This is a genomic window from Rhodococcus oxybenzonivorans, assembly GCF_003130705.1.
GTDB lineage: Bacteria > Actinomycetota > Actinomycetes > Mycobacteriales > Mycobacteriaceae > Rhodococcus_F > Rhodococcus_F oxybenzonivorans.
On sequence record NZ_CP021354.1, the window covers coordinates 6,227,718 to 6,246,380 of the forward strand.

The following is an 18,663-nucleotide window of genomic DNA, read 5'->3' on the forward strand; positions in this document are numbered from 1 at the left end:
CAACTGCCGATCCCTTCCGACATCAGGAACCTCCATGAGCACTGTCATCGAGGCCGTCGGCCTCAGCAAAAAATTTGGACCCGTCACCGCCCTCGACCACCTCGACCTGGCGGTCGGCGCCGGCGAGGTGGCCGGGTTCCTCGGCCCGAACGGGGCCGGGAAATCGACCACCATCCGCATCCTGCTCGGGTTGCTGCGCCCCGACGGCGGGAAGGCGACCGTACTCGGACTAGATCCGTGGCGCGACGCCGTTCAGCTGCACCAGCGCCTGGCCTATGTGCCCGGCGATGTCAGCCTGTGGCCCACCCTGACCGGCGGTGAAGCCATCGATCTGCTGTGCCGGTTGCGCGGACACGTCAACCCTGCCCGCCGCGCCGACCTGATCGACCGCTTCGAACTCGACCCCCGCAAGAAATGCCGGACCTACTCCAAGGGCAACCGGCAAAAGGTCGCCCTGATCGCCGGGTTGGCCTCGGATGTGGAACTGCTCATTCTGGACGAGCCCACCTCCGGGCTGGACCCGTTGATGGAACAGGTTTTTCAGCAGTGCATCGACGAGGCCACCGAGGCCGGCCGCTCGGTGCTGCTGTCCAGTCACATCCTGGCCGAGGTCGAAAAGCTCTGCGACACCGTCACCATCATCCGGGACGGGCGAACGGTGGAAAGAGGAACGCTCGACCAGCTGCGGCACCTGACCCGTTCGACGATCACCGTCACCGCCGACCGCGATCCCGCCGGGCTCGCCCAGCTGGCCGGGGTACACGAACTGCGGATCGAACGCGGCCGCACCGTCTTCGAGGCCGATCATGCCTACCTCGGCGACATCGTCCGGGCTCTTGCCGACTACGGGGTGCGCAGTCTCGAAAGCGCCCCGCCCTCACTCGAAGAGTTGTTCCTGCGCCACTACGGCGACGCTCGCACCGCGGCCGTCGTGGGGGGTGTGCGATGACCGCCCTGCGCGCCACCCTCACCCTGCTGCGTTTCACTCTGCGGCGGGATCGGATCAAGCTGCCCGCCTGGGTGCTCGGGATCGCGGTAATGACGATGTATTTCGCCAATGCCCTGAAACTGGCCTACCCCACCGAGCAGGACATCGCGAACGTCGCCTCCTTCGCCCGCAGCCCCGCCGCGATCATGATGTCCGGCCCCGGCTACGGCATGGATACCCCCACCCTGGAGGCGTTCCTAGCCAACCAGTACGCCCTCTATCTGATGGTCGCGGCGGCGCTGATGAATATTCTGCTGGTTGTGCGGCACACCCGGCTCGAGGAGGAAGACGGGCGTACCGAACTGGTCCTGGCCGGGGTGGTCGGCCGATTCGCGCCGCTGACTGCGGCGATGCTCACCGCCCTCGTCGCGAACACCGCTTTGATCGTGGCCGGCACCGCTGCCCTGGCCGGCACCGGGTTCGACGCCTCCGGTTCGCTGCTGCTTCTATCCGGATTCGCCGCCGTGGGAATGGTTTTCGCTGCGGTCGCAGCGCTGACATCTCAGTTGACCGAGCACGCGCGGGCAGCCACCGGGTGGGCCGGCGCCGTCCTCGGGGCCGCGTTCGTGGTGCGGGGGGTCGGTGACCTTGCCGCCGAGCACGGCAGCGCCCTGTCCTGGCTGTCCCCGATCGCCTGGTCGCAGCAGACCCGGGTGTTCGTCGACCCGCGCTGGTGGCCGCTGACACTGTCGGCCGGGTTCGCCGCGCTCGCCCTGGCCTGCGCCTACCGGCTCGTGGCCCGCCGCGATATCGGGGCGGGTCTGCTGGCCCCGCGTTTGGGGCGGGCCGACGCATCGGCGGCCCTGACGAATCCGTTCGCGCTGGCGGTGCGACTCCAGCGCGGCAGCCTGATCGGCTGGGCGCTCGGGTTGAGTGTGGCCGGGCTGTTCTACGGGGCCTTCACCGAATCGATCGCCGACGCGTTCGGGGACCTGCCCGACGACATCCTGGTGATCATGGGCGGCTCCACCGGCAACCTCGTCGACGGCTACCTCGGGTTGATGGGCTTTACGATGGCGTTCCTCGCTTCCTGCTTCGCGATCGGGTCCGTCAGGCGCCTGCGCAGCGAGGAGACGGCCGGGCGAGCCGACCCGGTGCTGGCCACCGCAACCAGCCGACTGACCTGGATGGGATCGGGGGTGGGCGCGGCGGCTGCGGGGGCGGTGCTGCTACTCGGCCTCTCCGGCGTCGCGACCGGAATCGGGGCGGCGTTGGTGACCGGGAACACCGGCTACGTCATCACGCTCGAGCTCGCGTATCTCGCGCACACCCCCGCGGTCTTGGTCGTGGCCGCGGTAGCCGCGCTGTTGTTCGGTCTCGCACCGAAGGCGTTCGCCCTGGTGTGGATTCTGCCGGTGTTCGGGTACCTGGTCGGCACCTTCGGCCCGCTCCTGCAACTGCCGGGCTGGGTGCAGGGCCTGTCCCCGCTGGGCTACATCCCGCAGATGCCGCTGGAATCATTCACTGCGACACCGCTGGTGGTCCTCGCCGCGCTCGCGGCCGTGGCCGCGGCCGCGGGACTGGTCGCCTTCCACGGCCGGGACGTCGCCGCCACCTGAATCACACGAGGGTACAGCGGCGCCCGAACCGGGAACGAGTGCTCACACGGTGTCCTTCTCACTGGGAGGAATCGAGGAGGTCAGGTCCGCCACCGATTCGGGGGCTTCCCGCAGGACGAGATGCCCGCAACCGGGCAGGATCTGGACGTCGACGCCGAGCAACGAGCGCACCCGCCCGCGCAACCGGTCCGGGCCGACCAACCGGTCGTGCTCACCGGTGGCCACGATCACCGGCACCCGCTCGGCCCAGCGACCGACCGTGCGGGCCGGAAGTGGCCGCGGCAACCGACCAGGGAAGCAGTGCTCGGCGATCATGGCGTACCAGCAGACCAGGCCCACATCCGGAATGAACCGAGGCGCCAGCAGATACGACAGCAATTGTTCGCTGTGGTCGAGGGTGGGACTGTACATCCACTGCGCACGTATCCGGGTCAACTGCCAGGTGCGTCTGATTGCGGCGATTCCGGCCGGATTGACCAAGACCAGTCCCGCCACACGGTCACCCGGTGTGGCGGCGAGCGCGATCGCCGCCCCGAGGGCGTGCCCGACCACGATCACCGGATCGGTGCTCAGCTGGGGAAGTACTTCGTCGAGCCACTGCCCGTACAGGTGGTGCCAGTGCCGGTGCGGGCGGCGCGACGAGCTCAGACCCGGCTCGCCGGGCAAGTCAGGGACAAGGACTCGATGATTTTCCCCCAAGGCGGCGATAGCGGCCAAAGTTGTCGATGCGTTCAGGCCCGCACCGGGCAGCAGCACCACCGGTGGCCTACCCGTGTGGGTGCCCGCGGTCAGGACGGTGGTCGAGCCCAGGGCGGTGTCGAACCGGGTCAGGGCGTGCGGGAGGTGCCAGTGCTGCAGGCGGTCGCGGCAGGCGCGCCGGACCGGGACCCGGTCCTCGGTCTCGTGGTAAATGCCGTGGGTACCGACGGGAAGGTACTTCATGCTCATCACCGCCGGCCCGGGCGTTCCGAGCCGAACGGTGATCGGGCGGGAACAGGCAAACGGTACGGCGCGATCCACATGGCGGAAGTCCTTGTCCTGGTCGGGATAGAGCGGAACACTTTGCCGACCAGACTTCCCGGCGCACCACCCTCACCCTACCGTGGCCGACGGAAAATCGGACACCGCCCCGCCGGTGGGGACGTCCCGCGGCGGTGGGTGCCGCCGTCGACCGCGGTGGTCACAAAGGTGGTCAGGGTGGGGAGTCCGTGCCGGTGATGCCGCGGCGGACCTCCCCGGGGCTGTGCTCGATGTGGGTGAGATCCCGGCGGCCGGTCGAGTGCAATTGCCAGGGCACGCTGGTGACCATCACACCCGGCTCGAACAGCAACCGTCCTTTCAGGCGCAGTGAGCTCTGGTTGTGCAGCAGGTTCTCCCACCACCGCCCGACCACGTACTCGGGGATATAGACGGCCACCACATCGCGGGGACTGGTGCGGCGGAGTCGTTTGACGTAGTCGACGACCGGCCGGGTGATGTCACGGTACGGGGACTCGATCACGGTGAGCGGGATGCTGACCTCGTGACTGTCCCAGTCCCGGTGCAGCTGGCGGGTGTCGGCGTCGTCGACATTCACCGTCAGGGCGACGAGGGTGTCCGGGCGGGTGGCACGGGCGAACTTGATCGCCCGGTTGGTGGCCTTGTGCCAGCCGGAGACCAACACCACGGCATGCACCCGGCTGGGCAAGGTCTCCTCGTCGTCGCCGTCGGACTCGAGTTCAGCCCGCACCGCCGCGTAGTGCCGGTGAATGCCGTGCATGAGCAGGCACAACACCGGAATGGCGATGACGACCAGGAAAGCGCCGTGGGTGAACTTGGTGACCATGACGACGACGAGGACGATGCCGGTGAAACAGGCCCCGAATGCGTTGATGCCGCGGGCGCGGTAGATGCGGCGCCGGTCCACCGGGGTGGGAGCGCCGACGAGTTCGCGGTTCCAGTGGCGCACCATCCCGGCCTGACAGAAGGTGAACGAGGTGAACACCCCCACGATGTAGAGCTGGATCAGCCGAGTCGCGGATCCGTCGAACGCGTAGATCAGGGTGCCGGCGATCACCGCGAGCACAATGATGCCGTTCGAGTAGGCCAACCGGTCCCCACGGGTGTGCAGCTGACGAGGAAGATATCGGTGCTGGGCCAGAATCGAACTCAGCAGCGGGAACCCGTTGTAGGCGGTGTTCGCGGCCAGGATCAGGATCAGCGCCGTCGTGGCCTGCATATAGAAGAACAAGATGCTCTCGCTACCGAACACCGCTGCAGCGATCTGGGCGATGACGGTGCGCTGCGGATCGGTGGCACAGTCCCCGGCGAATCCGATGAGATCGCAGGTGTTTTCGGTGACCCGAGTATGCGAGACCAGCGCGAGCGCGGTCACCCCGGTGAACATGGTGATCGAGATGGCACCCATCGCGACCATCGTGCGGGCAGCATTGAGGGCCTTGGGTTTACGGAAGGCGGGGACCCCATTGGAGATGGCCTCGACCCCGGTCAGTGCAGTACACCCGGAGGAGAACGCGCGCAGCACCAAAAACGCCACCGCCAGACTGTTCAGACCGACCTGTTCGGCATGGATCTGATACTGCGCGCTTTCCGCGACCGGCGGATCGCCCAGCAGCGCCCGGGAAAGCCCGATCACCATCATCACCAGGACTCCGGCGACGAACGCGTAGGTCGGAGCGGCGAACGCCCGCCCGGATTCACGGATCCCGCGCAGATTCATCGCCGTGAGCAGCACGATGAAACCCAGGCACAGTGCGACCCGGTGCGCGTTGAGATCAGGGAATGCCGAGATGATGTTGTCCACCCCAGCCGCGACGGACACCGCGACGGTCATCACGTAGTCGACCAGCAACGCGGCCGCGACGATCAGCCCGGCAACCGGCCCCAGATTCTCCGAAGCCACCTCGTAGGAGCCACCTCCACTGGGATAGGCCCGCACCACCTGCCGATAGGACAACACCACCACCGCGAGAAGCACGACGACGGCGCCGGCGATCCACGGCGCCAGGTAGAGATAGGTCAACCCGCCCAGGGTCAGGATCAGCAGAATCTCCTGCGTCGCATACGCCACCGACGACAGCGGGTCGCTGGCGAACACCGGCAGCGCGATCCGCTTCGGCAGCAGGGTGCGCCCGAGCCGATCACTACGGAACGGGCGCCCCAGCAACACCCTTTTGAGCACCGACGCTGTGGAGGCCACAACGATCGAGCCTAGATTCACTCGGGCGGCCATGGCGGTGTTCGGACATAGAGATCCCGTAAAGAATCGTCGGTGCGCGAAGCCCGTCGAGACCCTGCAGGGGACGGCGGGGTCCTATCGTCGCGGGCGTGCGAGATCCCGACGCGAGTTCGCCAGAGGCACGGGGTCCCCGGGGTGGTCGCCACACAGTTGCCCGTGTGGATCGAAGGGCACCGTCGTCCGGTCAGTGCCGTGCGGTGGGGGCTGGGCTACCACCAGCCGGTGGTAGCCCCGATCTGCCGGTCGAGTTCGGGGGCGAGGCTGCGCACATAGGTCGCCGAGAGATGGTGGGAGTCGTGGTAGATGAGGATGTTGCCTTCCACGACCCGGCAGAGCGACACATCGCACACGGCGTCGGACAGATCGAGCGGATAGACCAGCGGGAACTCTGCGGCCGGGGCGAGGGCGGGATTGTGAGCGGCCAACACCGCATCGCGCGGCATCCCGCAGGTATCGACGTCTCCGCCCTCCGCCAGGCAGTCGATCGCCCGATACGGAACCCCGTCGCGATGCAGCCAGGGGGTGTCCCGAAGGCCGAGGAACGTCAGCCCGTAGTCGGCGTACCGGGTCCAGACCTGAATGTAGTCGTCCGGGGTGATGTCGCCCGGCCCGTCCGGGTTCGGGCGGGTCGCGGTCGAAAGCACCGCGTCCGGGCGGTCGTCGCGGAGGCGGTCGAGGACCTCGGCGGACCAGTCCCGGCAGTCGGGGTACGGCTGATCGCCGAGCATCGGTTCGTCGGAAAGGGTGAGTGGGCAGCCCATCTTCAGATACGACACGATCCGAACACCGCGGGTACTTCCGATGGCGTCGAGGGCGGTGAGCCAATGTTCGGCGTGGGAGCTGCCGACCACCGCGAGTGTCCGGTCGGCGGCGGGATCGCCGTAGGTGCAGGTGATCACGTCCCTGGTGCTCATGTCAGAGATGCACCCGTCGAAACTGGAGGGGGGTAGGTCGCCAGGTGCCTCGAGGAGGGTGGGGCGCATTTTGGCGTGCGGGGTGAACGCGCCATCGAGTAGTTTCGCGGCACCGGGATAGATTTTCGGGTCGAGCTCACCGACTCGGGCCGCGGTTTCCGGATTGTGCGACAGATACCACTGCCAGCCCCCTGCTGCGGCTATCACCGCAGCCCCGGCAGCGGTGACGACCGTGGTGACGATTCGAGGGCGACCGCGGCCGGGTCGCGCGGCCGAGGGTGACGCCGATCCGCGGCGCAGTGGTGTTTCCACCCACACGTGGGTGAGCCGGGCCAGGACCAGCGAAACGGCGAGCACGATCAGCCCACCCACCGGCCCGACGGCGGGCCGTTCACGCCAAGTGAGGTAGAAGATCAATACCGGCCAATGCCACAGATACAGGGCATACCCGATCGCACCGAGCTCGACGAGCGGCCGTGCGGCGAGGAACCGCACCACCGTGGGCGCGTTTGGGGTGTGGGCGTCGATCCCGGCGCCGGCCAGGATCACCGCGGCGGTGGCAAGGACGGGGATCAGTGCGGCCGGGCCCGGAAACAGGTGTGCCCCGTCCACGACCAGCCCGCACACGACGATCGTCGCCAGGCCGGTCCCGGCGAGCACCGCACGAGTTGCCGGCGGCAGCGTCACCCGGCCGATCACACATGCCAGCAGGGCGCCGACCAGCAATTCCCACACCCGGGCAGCGGTGTCGTAGTACGCCCACCCCTGGTGGGTGCGGGAGACCTCTGCCGCATACAGCAGCGACACCGCACCGGCTGCCGTGATCACTGCGGCGGTGACCGGCCGCACCACCGCCGCGATTCCGGCCCGGCGGCACCCGGCAGCGAGTATCACCACGACGATCAGGATCAGAAAATAGAACTGGCCCTGCACGGACATCGACCACAGGTGCTGCATTGGGGAAACCGAGGCGTCGGCGGCCTGATAGTCGGCGGCCGTGGTCGCCAACTGCCAGTTCTGCACATACAGCAGCGACGTGACCAGCTGCTCGGCGACCACACTCCACTGAGTGAACGGTCGTGTGAGGACGGTGACGGCCGCGGTGGTCGCCAACACCACCACCAGCGCCGGCAGCAGCCGGCGGGCGGTTCTCCCCAGTACCGCTCGCATCGATGGGCCACCCCCGGCACCGGATCGCCGCAGCAGCATGCCGGTGAAGAAGAACCCAGAGAGCACCAGGAACACATCGACACCGCCGGACACTCGGCCGAGCCACAGATGAAAGATCACCACCAAAGCGATCGCCAGGCCCCGCAGCCCATCGAGATCGTGTCGGTACCGGTGCGGGTCGGCGCGGGTAGCGGACACCGGGGCGCTGGGCCGGTGCCCGGTTTCCGGACTCGCGCCGGTGTTCTGGCCCCCGACGGGTCTGCCGTGGGGGTGGGGATCGGTGTTCATCGGTGTCTTTTCGGTCGGCCGGCGTCGACCCGGTCCCTGGAACTCGTCGTCCGACAAGGGAAACGGGACCGGGAGGTTCAGATGTCAGCTGGCGGGTCAGGTCAGGTCGGCGAAGAGTTCGACCTGGGTGCTACGGCCGGCGGCGATGAGGATGTCCCCGTCGCGCACGACGGTGTCGAGGGCCGCGTGGGTGAAGTCCTCGCCGGGATGCTTGATCGCGACCACGGTGATCCCGTATTTGCTGCGGATCCCGCTCTCGGCCAGCGGGGACCCGATGATCGCCGGTGGGGCCAGGGTCTTGACCATGGCATAGTCCTCTTCGAACTCGATGTAGTCGAGCATCCGTCCGGTGACCAGGTGCGCGACCCGCTCACCCATGTCGTGTTCGGGCAGCACGACATGGTGGGCGCCGACCCGTTCCAGGATGCGTCCGTGCTGGCGGCTGGTCGCCTTCGCCCAGATGTTCGCGATCTCGAAGTCCGCCAGCAGGGAGGTGGTCAGGATGCTCGATTCGAGATCGGTGCCGATGCTGACCACGGCGTGCCGGAACTCCGGGATCCCGAGCTGCTCGAGAGCGTCCCGGTTGGTGGTGTCGGCGACGGCGGAGTGGGTGAGCTCGTCGGCGTAGCGCTGCACCCGTTCCGGGTCGGAGTCCACCCCCAGCACGTCGGAGCCGCGGACAACCAGTTCCCGGGCGAGGGAGCCGCCGAAGCGTCCCAGCCCGATCACGGTGACGCGGGGGACGTGGCGTTTCGGTGTTCTAGCCAACGATGGGTCTCTCCTCAGGTAGTTCGTAGCGGCGGCCACGTTCGCGCAGGGCGAGCGCGGAGGCCAGGGTGATCGGGCCCAGGCGCCCGACGAACATCAGCGCCACCAGCAGTATCTGCCCGGCCGCCGGCAGGTCGGCGGTGATCCCCGCCGACAGGCCGACGGTGCCGAATGCGGAGACGACCTCGAACAGGACAGCGTCGAGATCGAAGTCGGTCAGCAACAGCAGAGTCAGGGTGCCGGCCATGACCGCGCCCACCCCGAGCAGGGCCACGGTGATCGCCTGCCGCTGCACCATCGCCGACAACCGCCGGCCCATGACGTGCACGGTGGGTTCCCCGCGGATCTCGGTGACGATCACGAACGCCAACAACGCGAAGGTGGTGACCTTGATCCCACCCGCTGTGCCCGCGCTGCCGCCGCCGATGAACATCAGCACATCGGTCAGCAGCAGGGTCGACGGGTGCATGCCGGCGATGTCGACCGAGTTGAAGCCCGCCGTCCGCGGCGAGATACCGGCGAACGTCCCGGCCAGGAGCTTGCCGGGCACACCGAGCGGACCGAGGGTGTGCGGGTTGGCCCATTCGATCGCCGTGATCGACAGCACCGCGACCACGGCGAGGACACCGTAGGTGAGCAGGGTGATCTTGGTGTGCAGCGACCAATGCGACGCAGTTCGATTCCGTGTGGCAGTGCGCCTCATCGAGCGGGTGACCTCGAAGATCACCGGGAATCCCAGACCACCGATGACGAGGGCGGCCATCACTGGGACGATGATCCACGCGTCGGTCTGAAACCGGGTCAGGCTGTCGGCGTAGAGAGCGAATCCGGCGTTGTTGTACGCCGAGATCGCGTGAAAGATCCCCGAATACATCGCCTGCCCGAGCGGTTGGTGATACCCGGCCGCGAACCGGGCGGTCAGAATGATCGCGACGACGACTTCGACGGCCACACTCATTTTCAGGACCCCGAGGACGACCCGTTTGCTCTCACCCAGGCGCAGGCTCTTCGTCTCGGTCTGCGCCACCAGTTGCATCCGCAGCCCCATCCGGCGGGCAACGAGCAGGCCGAGTAGTGATGCGAGGGTCATGATGCCCAACCCGCCGATCTGGATGAGTCCGAGGATGACCAGTTCACCGAACAACGACCAATAGGTGCTGGTGTCGACCACCACGAGACCGGTCACGCAGACCGCCGAGGTGGCGGTAAACAGCGCGGTCACCGGATCGGTCGCCTCCCCGGCTTCCGACGAGAACGGCAGCATCAACAACACGGTGCCCAGCACGGTGGCCGCGCCGAAGCCCATCACCACCAACCGGGCCGGGTGCCTGGCGCTGGGCAGAAACCGGGTCGGCGTCACTGGACCATCACATCTTGTTTGGCCGGTGACGCCGGCGCGACTCGTCGAGCCGCGAGCCGGCGGTGCAGCAACACCCCAAAGATCACGATCAGCAGCAGCGACCACCCGAGGGTGGTCTTCATGTACTCGGCGGCGCGCCCGGCCTCGGGAAACCTGCCCGAGAGCCAACTGTCGTAGCTGAGGAACCCGTACACCGCCAACCAGGCCGGCCAGTTCCGCATCACCGAGTTCGGCAACACCACCGACAGCAACAACGGCACCAGCATCATCGAGTAATACATCTGCCCGAGCGAGCCGAGCAGGAACGACCCGGTCAGCAACACCCCGGAGGTGGTGGTGACGAAGAACACCTCGTCACTGCGGTGATACCGGCACAGCAACCACACCGAGCCCAGCACCAGCAGCGCGAACAACCCCCGCAGACCGGTGATCAGCAGCGACGGGAGACCGTAGTAGGTGCCGTTGCCGACGATGGCGCTGTTGAAGTAGTCCCGCGACTGCATCAGATACGGGGCGGTGTGTGTGAGGAACGCGGCAGGATCGGCCGCCAGCGGCCACGCCACAGCGGTCAGCACCACAGGTATCCCGAGCGCGGTGACGAAGACCCTCCGCTGGCCCCGCACCAACGGCAGCAGCAGCAGCGGCGCAAGAATCGGTTTCACCGCGAACGTCAGTCCGATCGCGGCGCCGGACCAGTAGTCGCGGCGGCGCAGCAGCAGAAGCAGAAAGGCAATCTCCCCGAGCAGAACCAGACCGTTGATGTTGGTGAACACCAACGTGTTGGTCACCGCCTCCGAGAAGAAAGCCCCCAGCAGCAGAAGCGGGGCAGCCAGCGACCGCAGTCCGAGGCCGAACATGCGCAGCAGAAGGTACAGCGCCACCAGGATCGCGGCGGTGTTGGCAAGGATGAACATCCATCGGGACAGCTCCGGCGGCAGCACCGCGATCGGAGCGATCAACAGCGTTCCGCTCGGCGGATACAGATAGTGCGGGTCCACCGACGAGAAGTCCGCGGTGTAGACCTCCCGGCGGTTCTAGAACGCCACCGCCGCCGTGTAGACCGGCGCGAAGTCGTCGGTGATGTACCCGTCGACCGCCTTGATCAGCACCCGGTGCAACGCCGTCATCACCGCGACCGGCCACAGCACCGCAGCGGCCACGGCAGCCGGATCCCGCGGACCCTCGACCAGTTCGGCCATCGTCCGCCGCCAGGAAACCGGCCGCCACGCGGAGCTCACACCGCTCCCGAAGAGCGCACCCGAGATCGGGGGGAAACAGCCGGGTGCACCACACACCGTGAATTCATACGGAAGTCCTTGCCTTGCGTTCGCCGAATACACCGCCGACCAGACTTCCCGGCACACCGTCGGCCACTCTAACGCCGCCGGGTCATCCGAAGAAACCGCCATCGACTCGGAAGTCCGGCGGCGAGCCGCAGTCGCAACCGCCCGTTTCGGAGGTGGCGGCACAGCAACGCGTAGGGTGCCCGCCCGAGAACTCCTCCGTCGGCGGCTCCCGCTCCGGCTGAAAGGAGGGGGAAGTACGTCTCGAGTGGTTGACGATCCGTTAATCGAAAGCCTCTTTGGCATAGATTCTCGCCGGGCTCGCCGTGCCAGAAATTTCGTGTCGACCACCGACCCTTCCGATGCACCTGCTGCCATGATTAGAGGGTGAGTCGGGTGCCCTCAGTGTGGTCACTGGTCGGTCGCCGCCGCCGGCGACGGGCATCGGTCGTCGTGATCGTGACCTGTTGGACGGCCGCGACGGCATGCGGTCCAGCGCCGTCTCACGATGCGGAGTCCTTTCCCGCGCTCGACGTCGTCACCGAGATCGACGGGCTCGACCATCCCTGGGACGTAGTGGCCGCCCCGGACGGCACCCTACTGACGGGCGAGCGCTCCGGCCGCTTCGCCGTCCGACGACCCGACGGCAGCACGGGCGTGCTCGCGGCGGATGTGTCCGACCTCGTCGTCCACGACGAACTCGGCCTGATGGGAATCGCCCTCGCCCCCGACTTCGCCGCCACCCGCACCCTGTATACCTGCCAGACCCACACCACCGGCGAGGTCACCGACATCCGGGTGCAAGCCTGGACCGCGGACCTCGACTGGACCGTGCTGGCCCCGACCCGAGTCTTGGTCACCGGACTTCCGCTGAGCGTCCGCGGCCGGCACGGTGGCTGCCGCCTCCTCCCCCATCCCGACGGAACACTGTTGATCGGCACCGGTGACGCCACCCAAGCGAGTGCACCTCAGGACCCAAACTCCCTCGGCGGGAAGGTGTTACGAGTCGACGCCATCACCGGTGAACCCGCCACGGGAAACCCGTTCGCTGACAGCGCGGTCTACACGCTCGGCCACCGCAACGTCCAAGGACTGGCGATCCGCCCCGACACCGGCGACATCTACTCCATCGAACAGGGCACTCATCGCGACGACGAAGTGAACCGGCTGATTCCCGGCGCAAACTACGGCTGGCACCCGGACACCGGAGACGGCTTCTACGACGAATCCGTGCCGATGACCGACCCGGATCGAGTACCCGGGGCGATCGAGGCGGTGTGGAGTTCCGGCCCTGCCACCATCGCCACCGCGAGCGGCTCATTCGTCACCGGATCCGGCTGGGGCACCTGGTCCGGTGCTCTCGCGGTCGGAGTACTGAAGGGCCGCCAGGTACGGTTCCTGCGACTCGACCCCGCCGGGATCCGTGTGATCGCCGAGGCCATCCCCCCGGAACTGACCGGCACATTCGGCCGCATCCGCACCGTCGCCGCCCAAGCCGACGGGTCACTGCTCGTCACCACCGACAACGGAAACGACGACAAAGTGCTCCGTATCACCCCCGCCAGCAGACGATAGGCTCCCACCTGCCCTGCGGGTGCACCCGAAGCGTGACGAAACTTATCGCCACTATCGGTGAGCGGTTCTCATTCAGCCACGAGCCGGCTCCCGACGGTGTGCACGACCTGCACGTCCGGGTTCCAGGGGATCAGCGCCTCGACGGTTTTCTCGAGCTCGCCGAGCGACGGCAGCGTTTCGGGACCGAGGACCGCGACCGTGGCCGTGCCGCCCTGCCAGGTGACATCGGTGACCTCGGCGCCGGGGGTGCCGGCCAGCCATTGCTCGGCTGCGGTGTTGATCTGCCGTGCCCACACCGATGACAGGGAGTTGACCACCATCGGGATCGCGACCACGAGCAGCACCACCGTCAGGAGGGTATAGGCCCGTCGCCGGTGGGAGCCTGTGACACTGTCGACCTCCCCGGCGTATCCCGCGGCCACGAGCACAGCCGTCGAGGTGATAACCATCGCCACCACATTCGATGCGAACAGCACGAATGCACCCGCTGCCAGGGAGGGGGACCCCGATCCCAGGCACACCCCCACGACCGCGAGCGGAGGTACCAGGGAGATCGCGATGGCGACCCCGGGCAGGACGTCACCGACATCTTTTCGGGCGATGGCGATGGCACCGACCAGGCCGGTGGCCAGTGCGGCGGCCAGGTCCATCAGCGTCGGGGAGGTTCGGCCGAGTACCTGCGAATTGGATAGCACGTTCGTCGGATTCGGCAATACCTGCGCGAACACCACACCTAACACGACGACCAGAACGATGCCCGCTGCGACGTAAAGCAGACTCTGTGCGATCAGGCGGCCGCTGCCGGTAGTGATGCCCAACCCCACCCCGAGGATAGGCGTCGACAGCGGTGCGACGATCATCGCGCCGATCACCGTGGCGGTGGAATCACCTACCACCCCGGCCACTGCGATCACCGCCGACAAGGTCAACATCACCCAGAACGCGGAACGCTTCGCGCCTGTATCACCGACCGAGAAGTTGAGGCGTTCGTCGAGCTGGGCCAACGTCCGACGTTGCCCATCGGGAACGAGTTTCTGCATACAACCCCCTCACCGTCGCGGCCGAACACCACTGTTCGCCGTCGAATCGCCTCGCATCCCCAAGTAGACGGGGCGTCAGGATCGCGAAGTTCGGGTCCGGGTCGTCGAGGTAGCCGACCAGTTCGCCCAGCAGGGCGCGGTGCAGGTCCGGTTGGTCAGGGTGAAAGCCGCGTCCTGACTCGTCATGGTTCTCCTCTCACGAGAACACGACCGTCGACGGCGAGATCCCCGACGATCGCGGTCGGTTCGTCACGTCAACACGCAGTATCCAAACGTGTCGACGTGGGCTCGACCCTGTCATCACCCGCTGGCCGTTGCTTCATCCGTGGTGGGTGATTCTCCGTCCGAGCGGCGAGGAACTGGCCTCCGCGGAGCCGTTGTGCTGGGGCCGGGAAGGCACCCACCTACGTAGGGCTTCCGAATCCGGGCATTCCAAGACTGTCGGCGAGCCACCAGCGGACCGCCTGCGCGTAGAGGTCGGGCGCCTCAACGGGTAGTAGGTGTCCAACGTCATCGATGGGTCGGGGCGTCCAGCCCGGCCGTCGGGCGTGCTGCATGAGCGACGTGGGGTCGACAATGTGATCGTCCCTTCCCCACAGCACAAGCACGGGCACCCGCACGCAATCGAGCGCCTCGTTCGTCTGTCTTTGCGTGATGAACATCGCTTTGACGATCGACGCGAATGCCGTGGCCGTGCCCCCAAGCCGTTCCGGGTGCTCGCGGGCCGCCTCGAGGCCATCGAGCCACAGCTCGACTTGTGCTCGTGAGACACGAGCCGGGTTGCCACCGACGAGGCCGGTTCTGAGACCTGAGATGGAGCCCGCGTTTGTGATCGCGGTTCGCTTGGCGTCGAGTATGCGCCCGCCCGTCAGTCGCAATATTATCCGCGTCGTCGGCGGGCCGGCTGCGACGACGAGGCGCCCCAGCGTCTGCCACCCGAGTGCCTCGGCTAGCGACGTCCGGCGCCACGGTAGCGTCGGAGCCGCCAAGACGACTCCCAGCGTATTCTCGGGCATTATCGTGGCGGCCAGCGCCGCCACCAAACCACCCATCGACCAGCCGTGCAGCACCAGCTGGCTCTCGAGGCGGAGCTGCCGGACGAAGGCCGCCACGAAGCGAGCGTCCAGGTCCGCGCGTGGCCCGTGCCGATACAGATCACCGGTGTGGCCGGCAATCGTCCCTGGGACGTCGACGGAAATCACCGGCCCGAGCCGGCGCAGGTGAGGAACGAGATCAATCCACATGCTCGCGCTACCGGTCATCGGGGGCACCAGCAGGTGAACTGGCGCGTCGGGAGGCGCGGTCGAAGCGGGCTCCGCTCGGACATAGTGCACGGGCACGCCGCACACGCTCGTCGACACGCTGCGCAACCCCGCCCACTGCTGCGACCGGGCGGCCCAGTCGTCGTATCGCACGGTGTATCCCTTCCTCCTCATTCAATGGGAGTCGACCAGCGAGTTTTCGACAAGTAGTCGATCAGGAGGGGGAAGTGATCACCGAGCCGCCGGCCGCCGCGGGGTGAGCTCGTCACCGGTTGTCGATCACCATCATCAGTGCCGTCGCACGAGCCCGATTCTCGATCGCGTCGACAGCGAAACCCAGATGCCTGGACAGCTTGGTCAGCCGGTGCGCAACGCTGCTGTGGTGCAGGTGCATGCTCTCCGCCGCGGCCCGCAGTGTTCCCGACCGCAGATACACCCGCAGCGTCGCCAGCAACTCCGCCCCTTGTTCGGAGTCGCGCAGTTCGGCGGCGTGAACAAGATCGGGAATCGCGGCGTGTGCGAGGCTCTGTCCTGCGACCAGTAGGTTGAGGGCGCCGAGGTCGTCCGCGTTTCCGATCGGTTCAAGTCCGGAAGCCTGACTACGAGCGAATTTCGCTGTGCCGACAAGTGTGTTCGCGTCCGACGCCGGGCCCGCCAGTGAGAGACCCACCTGCACGGATCGAGAGCGGGCCACGTCGGCGAATTCCTTTGTCGGCTCGCAAGATTCCGCAAGGAGCATCAGCGAATCGCCGTCCACCTCGATCTCGGTGGAGCGGCCGGGTGCGAGCTCACCGGGTAGCGGTAGGCGCGCGCCGCCGCGGGCCGTGTACACGAGCACACGGACCGGAGTCGACGGTTCGATCCGCAGCGCAGCGCATGAGGTAAGCACCGCCAGCTCGTCCATCGGAAACAGAAGATTGCGTGTGTGCTCGGCGTCGCTGAGCACACGGCGCGGTTGCAGGATGATCGCCGCGGTCAAGGCCATCCGATCGACGAGCATGTCGTCGAGCGGCAGACTCGCACCCGGTCTCTCTATCCAGACAGACCCGACCACCACATCGTCGACCACGACGTCCTTCGATGCACTGGGCGCGAGCCGGGGCTGCGGAGACCACCGCCCGCGAGGGTCGCAGCGGCGCGGCTCGGAACTGCCGGACCACCCAGAAATGTCGATACCGACGACGCAGTCGGCCAGCGCGGCACTCGCCCGGAGCATCGACGCCGTGTCCGCGCCGTGTCGGACCAGCGCGTCGAAATAGTCGATCACTCGTACCAGTCCCGCCGAGTCCGCATCGAGCTCGGCGAGCCGGTACATCAGTCCCTGCATCCAGCAACGCTACGAGGCTGGTGACACCACGCGCAAGCCTCTCCGCAGCGCGTCGAGTGCCTCCGCCATCGCGCGTTTGCTGACCTCCGCCGTCGCCAGCAATCCGGACCCGTGGAAGGTGCCGGGGAACGAATGCAGCTCCACGCTGATACCGGCGCGGAGCAGGCCGAGGGCGTAGTCGATCCCCTCGTCACGCAGCGGGTCCAATTCCATCGTGCAGAGATAGGTCGGGGGCAGGCCACGAAGATCGGTTGCGCGGGCCGGCGCCGCGTAGATCGACACATTCGGATCTTCCGATCCGGTGTAGGACGCCCCGAGGTAGTACTGCCACGACAGGATCGCATTGGGGCGGTGCCACAACGGGGTGTCGATGAACGTCGTCATCGAGGCGGTGGTCAGCCGGTCGTCGAGCTCGGGAATGTCAAGAAGCTGGAACGCGACCGGGACGACGCCCTCGTCACGCGCCCTCAGGACGGTTCCGGCGGCGAGCCCACCACCCGCGCTCTGACCACCGACCGCGATGCGGGAGGGATCGATTCCCCACTCGTCCGCGTGGGCGTGGAGGTGAGTCAAAGCCGCGTAGCAGTCGTCGAGCGGACCCGGAAAGGGCGTTTCCGGAGCTAACCGGTATTCGACGCTTGCGACGGCGCACCCGAGTTCCCGCACCACCTCGACGCAGAAGGGGTCGCTGGAGGCCGCCGTTCCGATCGCGAACCCACCCCCGTGGATCCATAGAAGAACCGGCAGCGGTCCCCCCGTGTTCTCCGGCGTGAAGAACCGGACACCGACGTCCGGGTCGTCGCCGAGGCCTGGGACCGACAACTCCTGAACACGGACTCCGTCGAACGACAGATCAGCCAACAGGGAGCCGACCAGAGAGTCGAAGGTCGCCCGTGCGGAGGGCAGGTCGGAGAAATCGAGATTCGGGAGCATGGTGACCGCGGCCGCGAGTTCGGGGTCGAGCGTGGGAAATGATGTCATGCACCCAGCATGAGTCCGAATGTGGCCCAGGTCACCCAACAGCTGGAGGAAGTTGGCGAGGGAATGCCCGACGGGTGTCGGACGCCCCGGAACCCCGACCGACTACCCGGCGATCTCGGCGTGCATCTCCCACACGATGACCTCGGCACCGGTTTCGGTAGTCAGTTGCTGACCTCCACCGCCGCTGACCCGTACGGCGTCGCCCTCGCCGAGCACCCCGACGCCCTCCAGCGATGCCTCACCGCGCGCCACGAACACATGGAGGAACGGCGCGTCGGGCAGGGCGATCGGCGCCTGCCCGGGTTGCATGCGCGCAACGTGCATTGCGGCGTACTTGTTCTTGATCCGAATCGCCGAGTGGTCGGCGTACGCGGGCATGCCCGACGCGACCGGCACCAGTCCCCCGGCCAGCAATTCGTGGTCGATCTCGAGTTGTTCGTAACCGGGCGTAATACCGGCTTCGTCGGGAACGACCCACATCTGGATGAAGTGCACCGGGTCGCTGTGCTGGTCGGCATGGGCACCGGCGACACCGCCCAGACGCCACGAGTCGTTCTTCTCGGAGTGCAAGATGCCGGTGCCCGCGCTCATCCGCTGAGCCAGGCCCGGGTAGATGACCCCGGAATGCCCCATCGAATCCTGATGAACCAGCGAACCCTGCAGCACCCAGGTGACGATCTCCATGTCCTGATGCGGGTGGGTGTCGAAACCCATCCCCGGAACGACGATGTCATCGTTGTTGACCATCAACACCCCGTGGTGGGTATTGGCGGGGTCGTAGTGGCGGCTGAACGAGAAGGAATGCTTGGAATCGAGCCAGCCTGCATGGGTCTTGAAGCGGTCGTCGGCCCTGCGGACATCCAACGGGGGACGAGTTACGGCAGTGGTCATGATCGGAGCACCTTTCGAG

General features: G+C 67.1%; 13 protein-coding genes and 1 pseudogene. 3 read left to right on the forward strand and 11 right to left on the reverse strand.

All coding sequences use genetic code 11. From position 1 onward, the window contains the following. Nucleotides 1–34: 34 nt before the first annotated feature. Together CBI38_RS28840 and CBI38_RS28845 are read left to right on the forward strand one after the other, a co-directional pair. Nucleotides 35–949 (forward strand): ABC transporter ATP-binding protein, encoded by a 915-nt coding sequence (locus CBI38_RS28840; RefSeq protein ID WP_109334342.1) that lies wholly within the window; start codon nucleotides 35–37, stop codon nucleotides 947–949. Beyond that, nucleotides 946–2,547: an ABC transporter permease gene (locus CBI38_RS28845; protein ID WP_109334344.1), complete on the forward strand. Its 1,602-nt coding sequence runs from the start codon at nucleotides 946–948 to the stop codon at nucleotides 2,545–2,547. The genes CBI38_RS28840 and CBI38_RS28845 overlap by 4 nt, the downstream gene beginning before the upstream one ends. Before the next feature lie 42 nt (nucleotides 2,548–2,589). Here the strand turns inward: CBI38_RS28845 and CBI38_RS28850 are convergent, their stop codons facing one another. The 6 genes and pseudogenes from CBI38_RS28850 to CBI38_RS28875 form a co-directional block, all read right to left on the reverse strand. Continuing rightward, nucleotides 2,590–3,489, reverse strand: a complete 900-nt coding sequence (locus CBI38_RS28850; protein WP_109335442.1) for an alpha/beta fold hydrolase — start codon at nucleotides 3,487–3,489, stop codon at nucleotides 2,590–2,592. 250 nt (nucleotides 3,490–3,739) lie between these two features. After that, a complete protein-coding gene (locus CBI38_RS28855) occupies nucleotides 3,740–5,746 on the reverse strand; it encodes an APC family permease (protein ID WP_230989994.1) in 2,007 nt (668 codons plus the stop codon). A gap of 248 nt (nucleotides 5,747–5,994) precedes the next feature. Further along, complete coding sequence (locus CBI38_RS28860) at nucleotides 5,995–8,157, reverse strand: acyltransferase family protein (RefSeq protein WP_109334348.1); 2,163 nt, start codon at nucleotides 8,155–8,157, stop codon at nucleotides 5,995–5,997. 96 nt (nucleotides 8,158–8,253) lie between these two features. Then, nucleotides 8,254–8,925, reverse strand: a complete 672-nt coding sequence (locus CBI38_RS28865; protein ID WP_230989995.1) for a potassium channel family protein — start codon at nucleotides 8,923–8,925, stop codon at nucleotides 8,254–8,256. Then, the gene (locus tag CBI38_RS28870) at nucleotides 8,918–10,285 is read right to left on the reverse strand and encodes a TrkH family potassium uptake protein (protein ID WP_257792462.1); all 1,368 of its coding nucleotides are present in this window, start codon (nucleotides 10,283–10,285) and stop codon (nucleotides 8,918–8,920) included. The genes CBI38_RS28865 and CBI38_RS28870 overlap by 8 nt, the downstream gene beginning before the upstream one ends. A gap of 41 nt (nucleotides 10,286–10,326) precedes the next feature. Next, nucleotides 10,327–11,484: pseudogene (locus CBI38_RS28875) on the reverse strand (glycosyltransferase family 87 protein); the annotation flags it as partial. A gap of 537 nt (nucleotides 11,485–12,021) precedes the next feature. Here CBI38_RS28875 and CBI38_RS28880 point away from each other — a divergent pair. After that, nucleotides 12,022–13,143: a PQQ-dependent sugar dehydrogenase gene (locus tag CBI38_RS28880; protein ID WP_230990283.1), complete on the forward strand. Its 1,122-nt coding sequence runs from the start codon at nucleotides 12,022–12,024 to the stop codon at nucleotides 13,141–13,143. A gap of 68 nt (nucleotides 13,144–13,211) precedes the next feature. Here CBI38_RS28880 and CBI38_RS28885 read toward each other — a convergent pair whose 3' ends face one another. The 5 genes from CBI38_RS28885 to CBI38_RS28905 all read right to left on the reverse strand — a co-directional run bounded on the left by CBI38_RS28885 (nucleotide 13,212) and on the right by CBI38_RS28905 (nucleotide 18,644). After that, the gene (locus tag CBI38_RS28885) at nucleotides 13,212–14,183 is read right to left on the reverse strand and encodes a TIGR00341 family protein (RefSeq protein ID WP_109334352.1); all 972 of its coding nucleotides are present in this window, start codon (nucleotides 14,181–14,183) and stop codon (nucleotides 13,212–13,214) included. Nucleotides 14,184–14,587: 404 nt separating this feature from the next. Next, nucleotides 14,588–15,598 (reverse strand): alpha/beta fold hydrolase, encoded by a 1,011-nt coding sequence (locus CBI38_RS28890; protein ID WP_162603299.1) that lies wholly within the window; start codon nucleotides 15,596–15,598, stop codon nucleotides 14,588–14,590. Between the two features lie 112 nt (nucleotides 15,599–15,710). Next, nucleotides 15,711–16,772, reverse strand: a complete 1,062-nt coding sequence (locus CBI38_RS28895) for a helix-turn-helix domain-containing protein (RefSeq protein WP_230989996.1) — start codon at nucleotides 16,770–16,772, stop codon at nucleotides 15,711–15,713. 9 nt (nucleotides 16,773–16,781) lie between these two features. Beyond that, a complete protein-coding gene (locus CBI38_RS28900) occupies nucleotides 16,782–17,753 on the reverse strand; it encodes an alpha/beta hydrolase (RefSeq protein ID WP_109334356.1) in 972 nt (323 codons plus the stop codon). A gap of 102 nt (nucleotides 17,754–17,855) precedes the next feature. Continuing rightward, the gene (locus tag CBI38_RS28905) at nucleotides 17,856–18,644 is read right to left on the reverse strand and encodes a pirin family protein (protein WP_109334358.1); all 789 of its coding nucleotides are present in this window, start codon (nucleotides 18,642–18,644) and stop codon (nucleotides 17,856–17,858) included. Nucleotides 18,645–18,663: the final 19 nt, after the last annotated feature.

Coding starts and splice junctions, on each gene's coding strand:
- CBI38_RS28840 (WP_109334342.1), top strand. CDS start 35: ATGAGCACTGTCATCGAGGCCGTCGGCCTCAGCAAAAAATTTGGACCC.
- CBI38_RS28845 (WP_109334344.1), top strand. CDS start 946: ATGACCGCCCTGCGCGCCACCCTCACCCTGCTGCGTTTCACTCTGCGG.
- CBI38_RS28850 (WP_109335442.1), bottom strand. CDS start 3,489: ATGAAGTACCTTCCCGTCGGTACCCACGGCATTTACCACGAGACCGAG.
- CBI38_RS28860 (WP_109334348.1), bottom strand. CDS start 8,157: ATGAACACCGATCCCCACCCCCACGGCAGACCCGTCGGGGGCCAGAAC.
- CBI38_RS28885 (WP_109334352.1), bottom strand. CDS start 14,183: ATGCAGAAACTCGTTCCCGATGGGCAACGTCGGACGTTGGCCCAGCTC.
- CBI38_RS28895 (WP_230989996.1), bottom strand. CDS start 16,772: ATGCAGGGACTGATGTACCGGCTCGCCGAGCTCGATGCGGACTCGGCG.
- CBI38_RS28900 (WP_109334356.1), bottom strand. CDS start 17,753: ATGACATCATTTCCCACGCTCGACCCCGAACTCGCGGCCGCGGTCACC.
- CBI38_RS28905 (WP_109334358.1), bottom strand. CDS start 18,644: ATGACCACTGCCGTAACTCGTCCCCCGTTGGATGTCCGCAGGGCCGAC.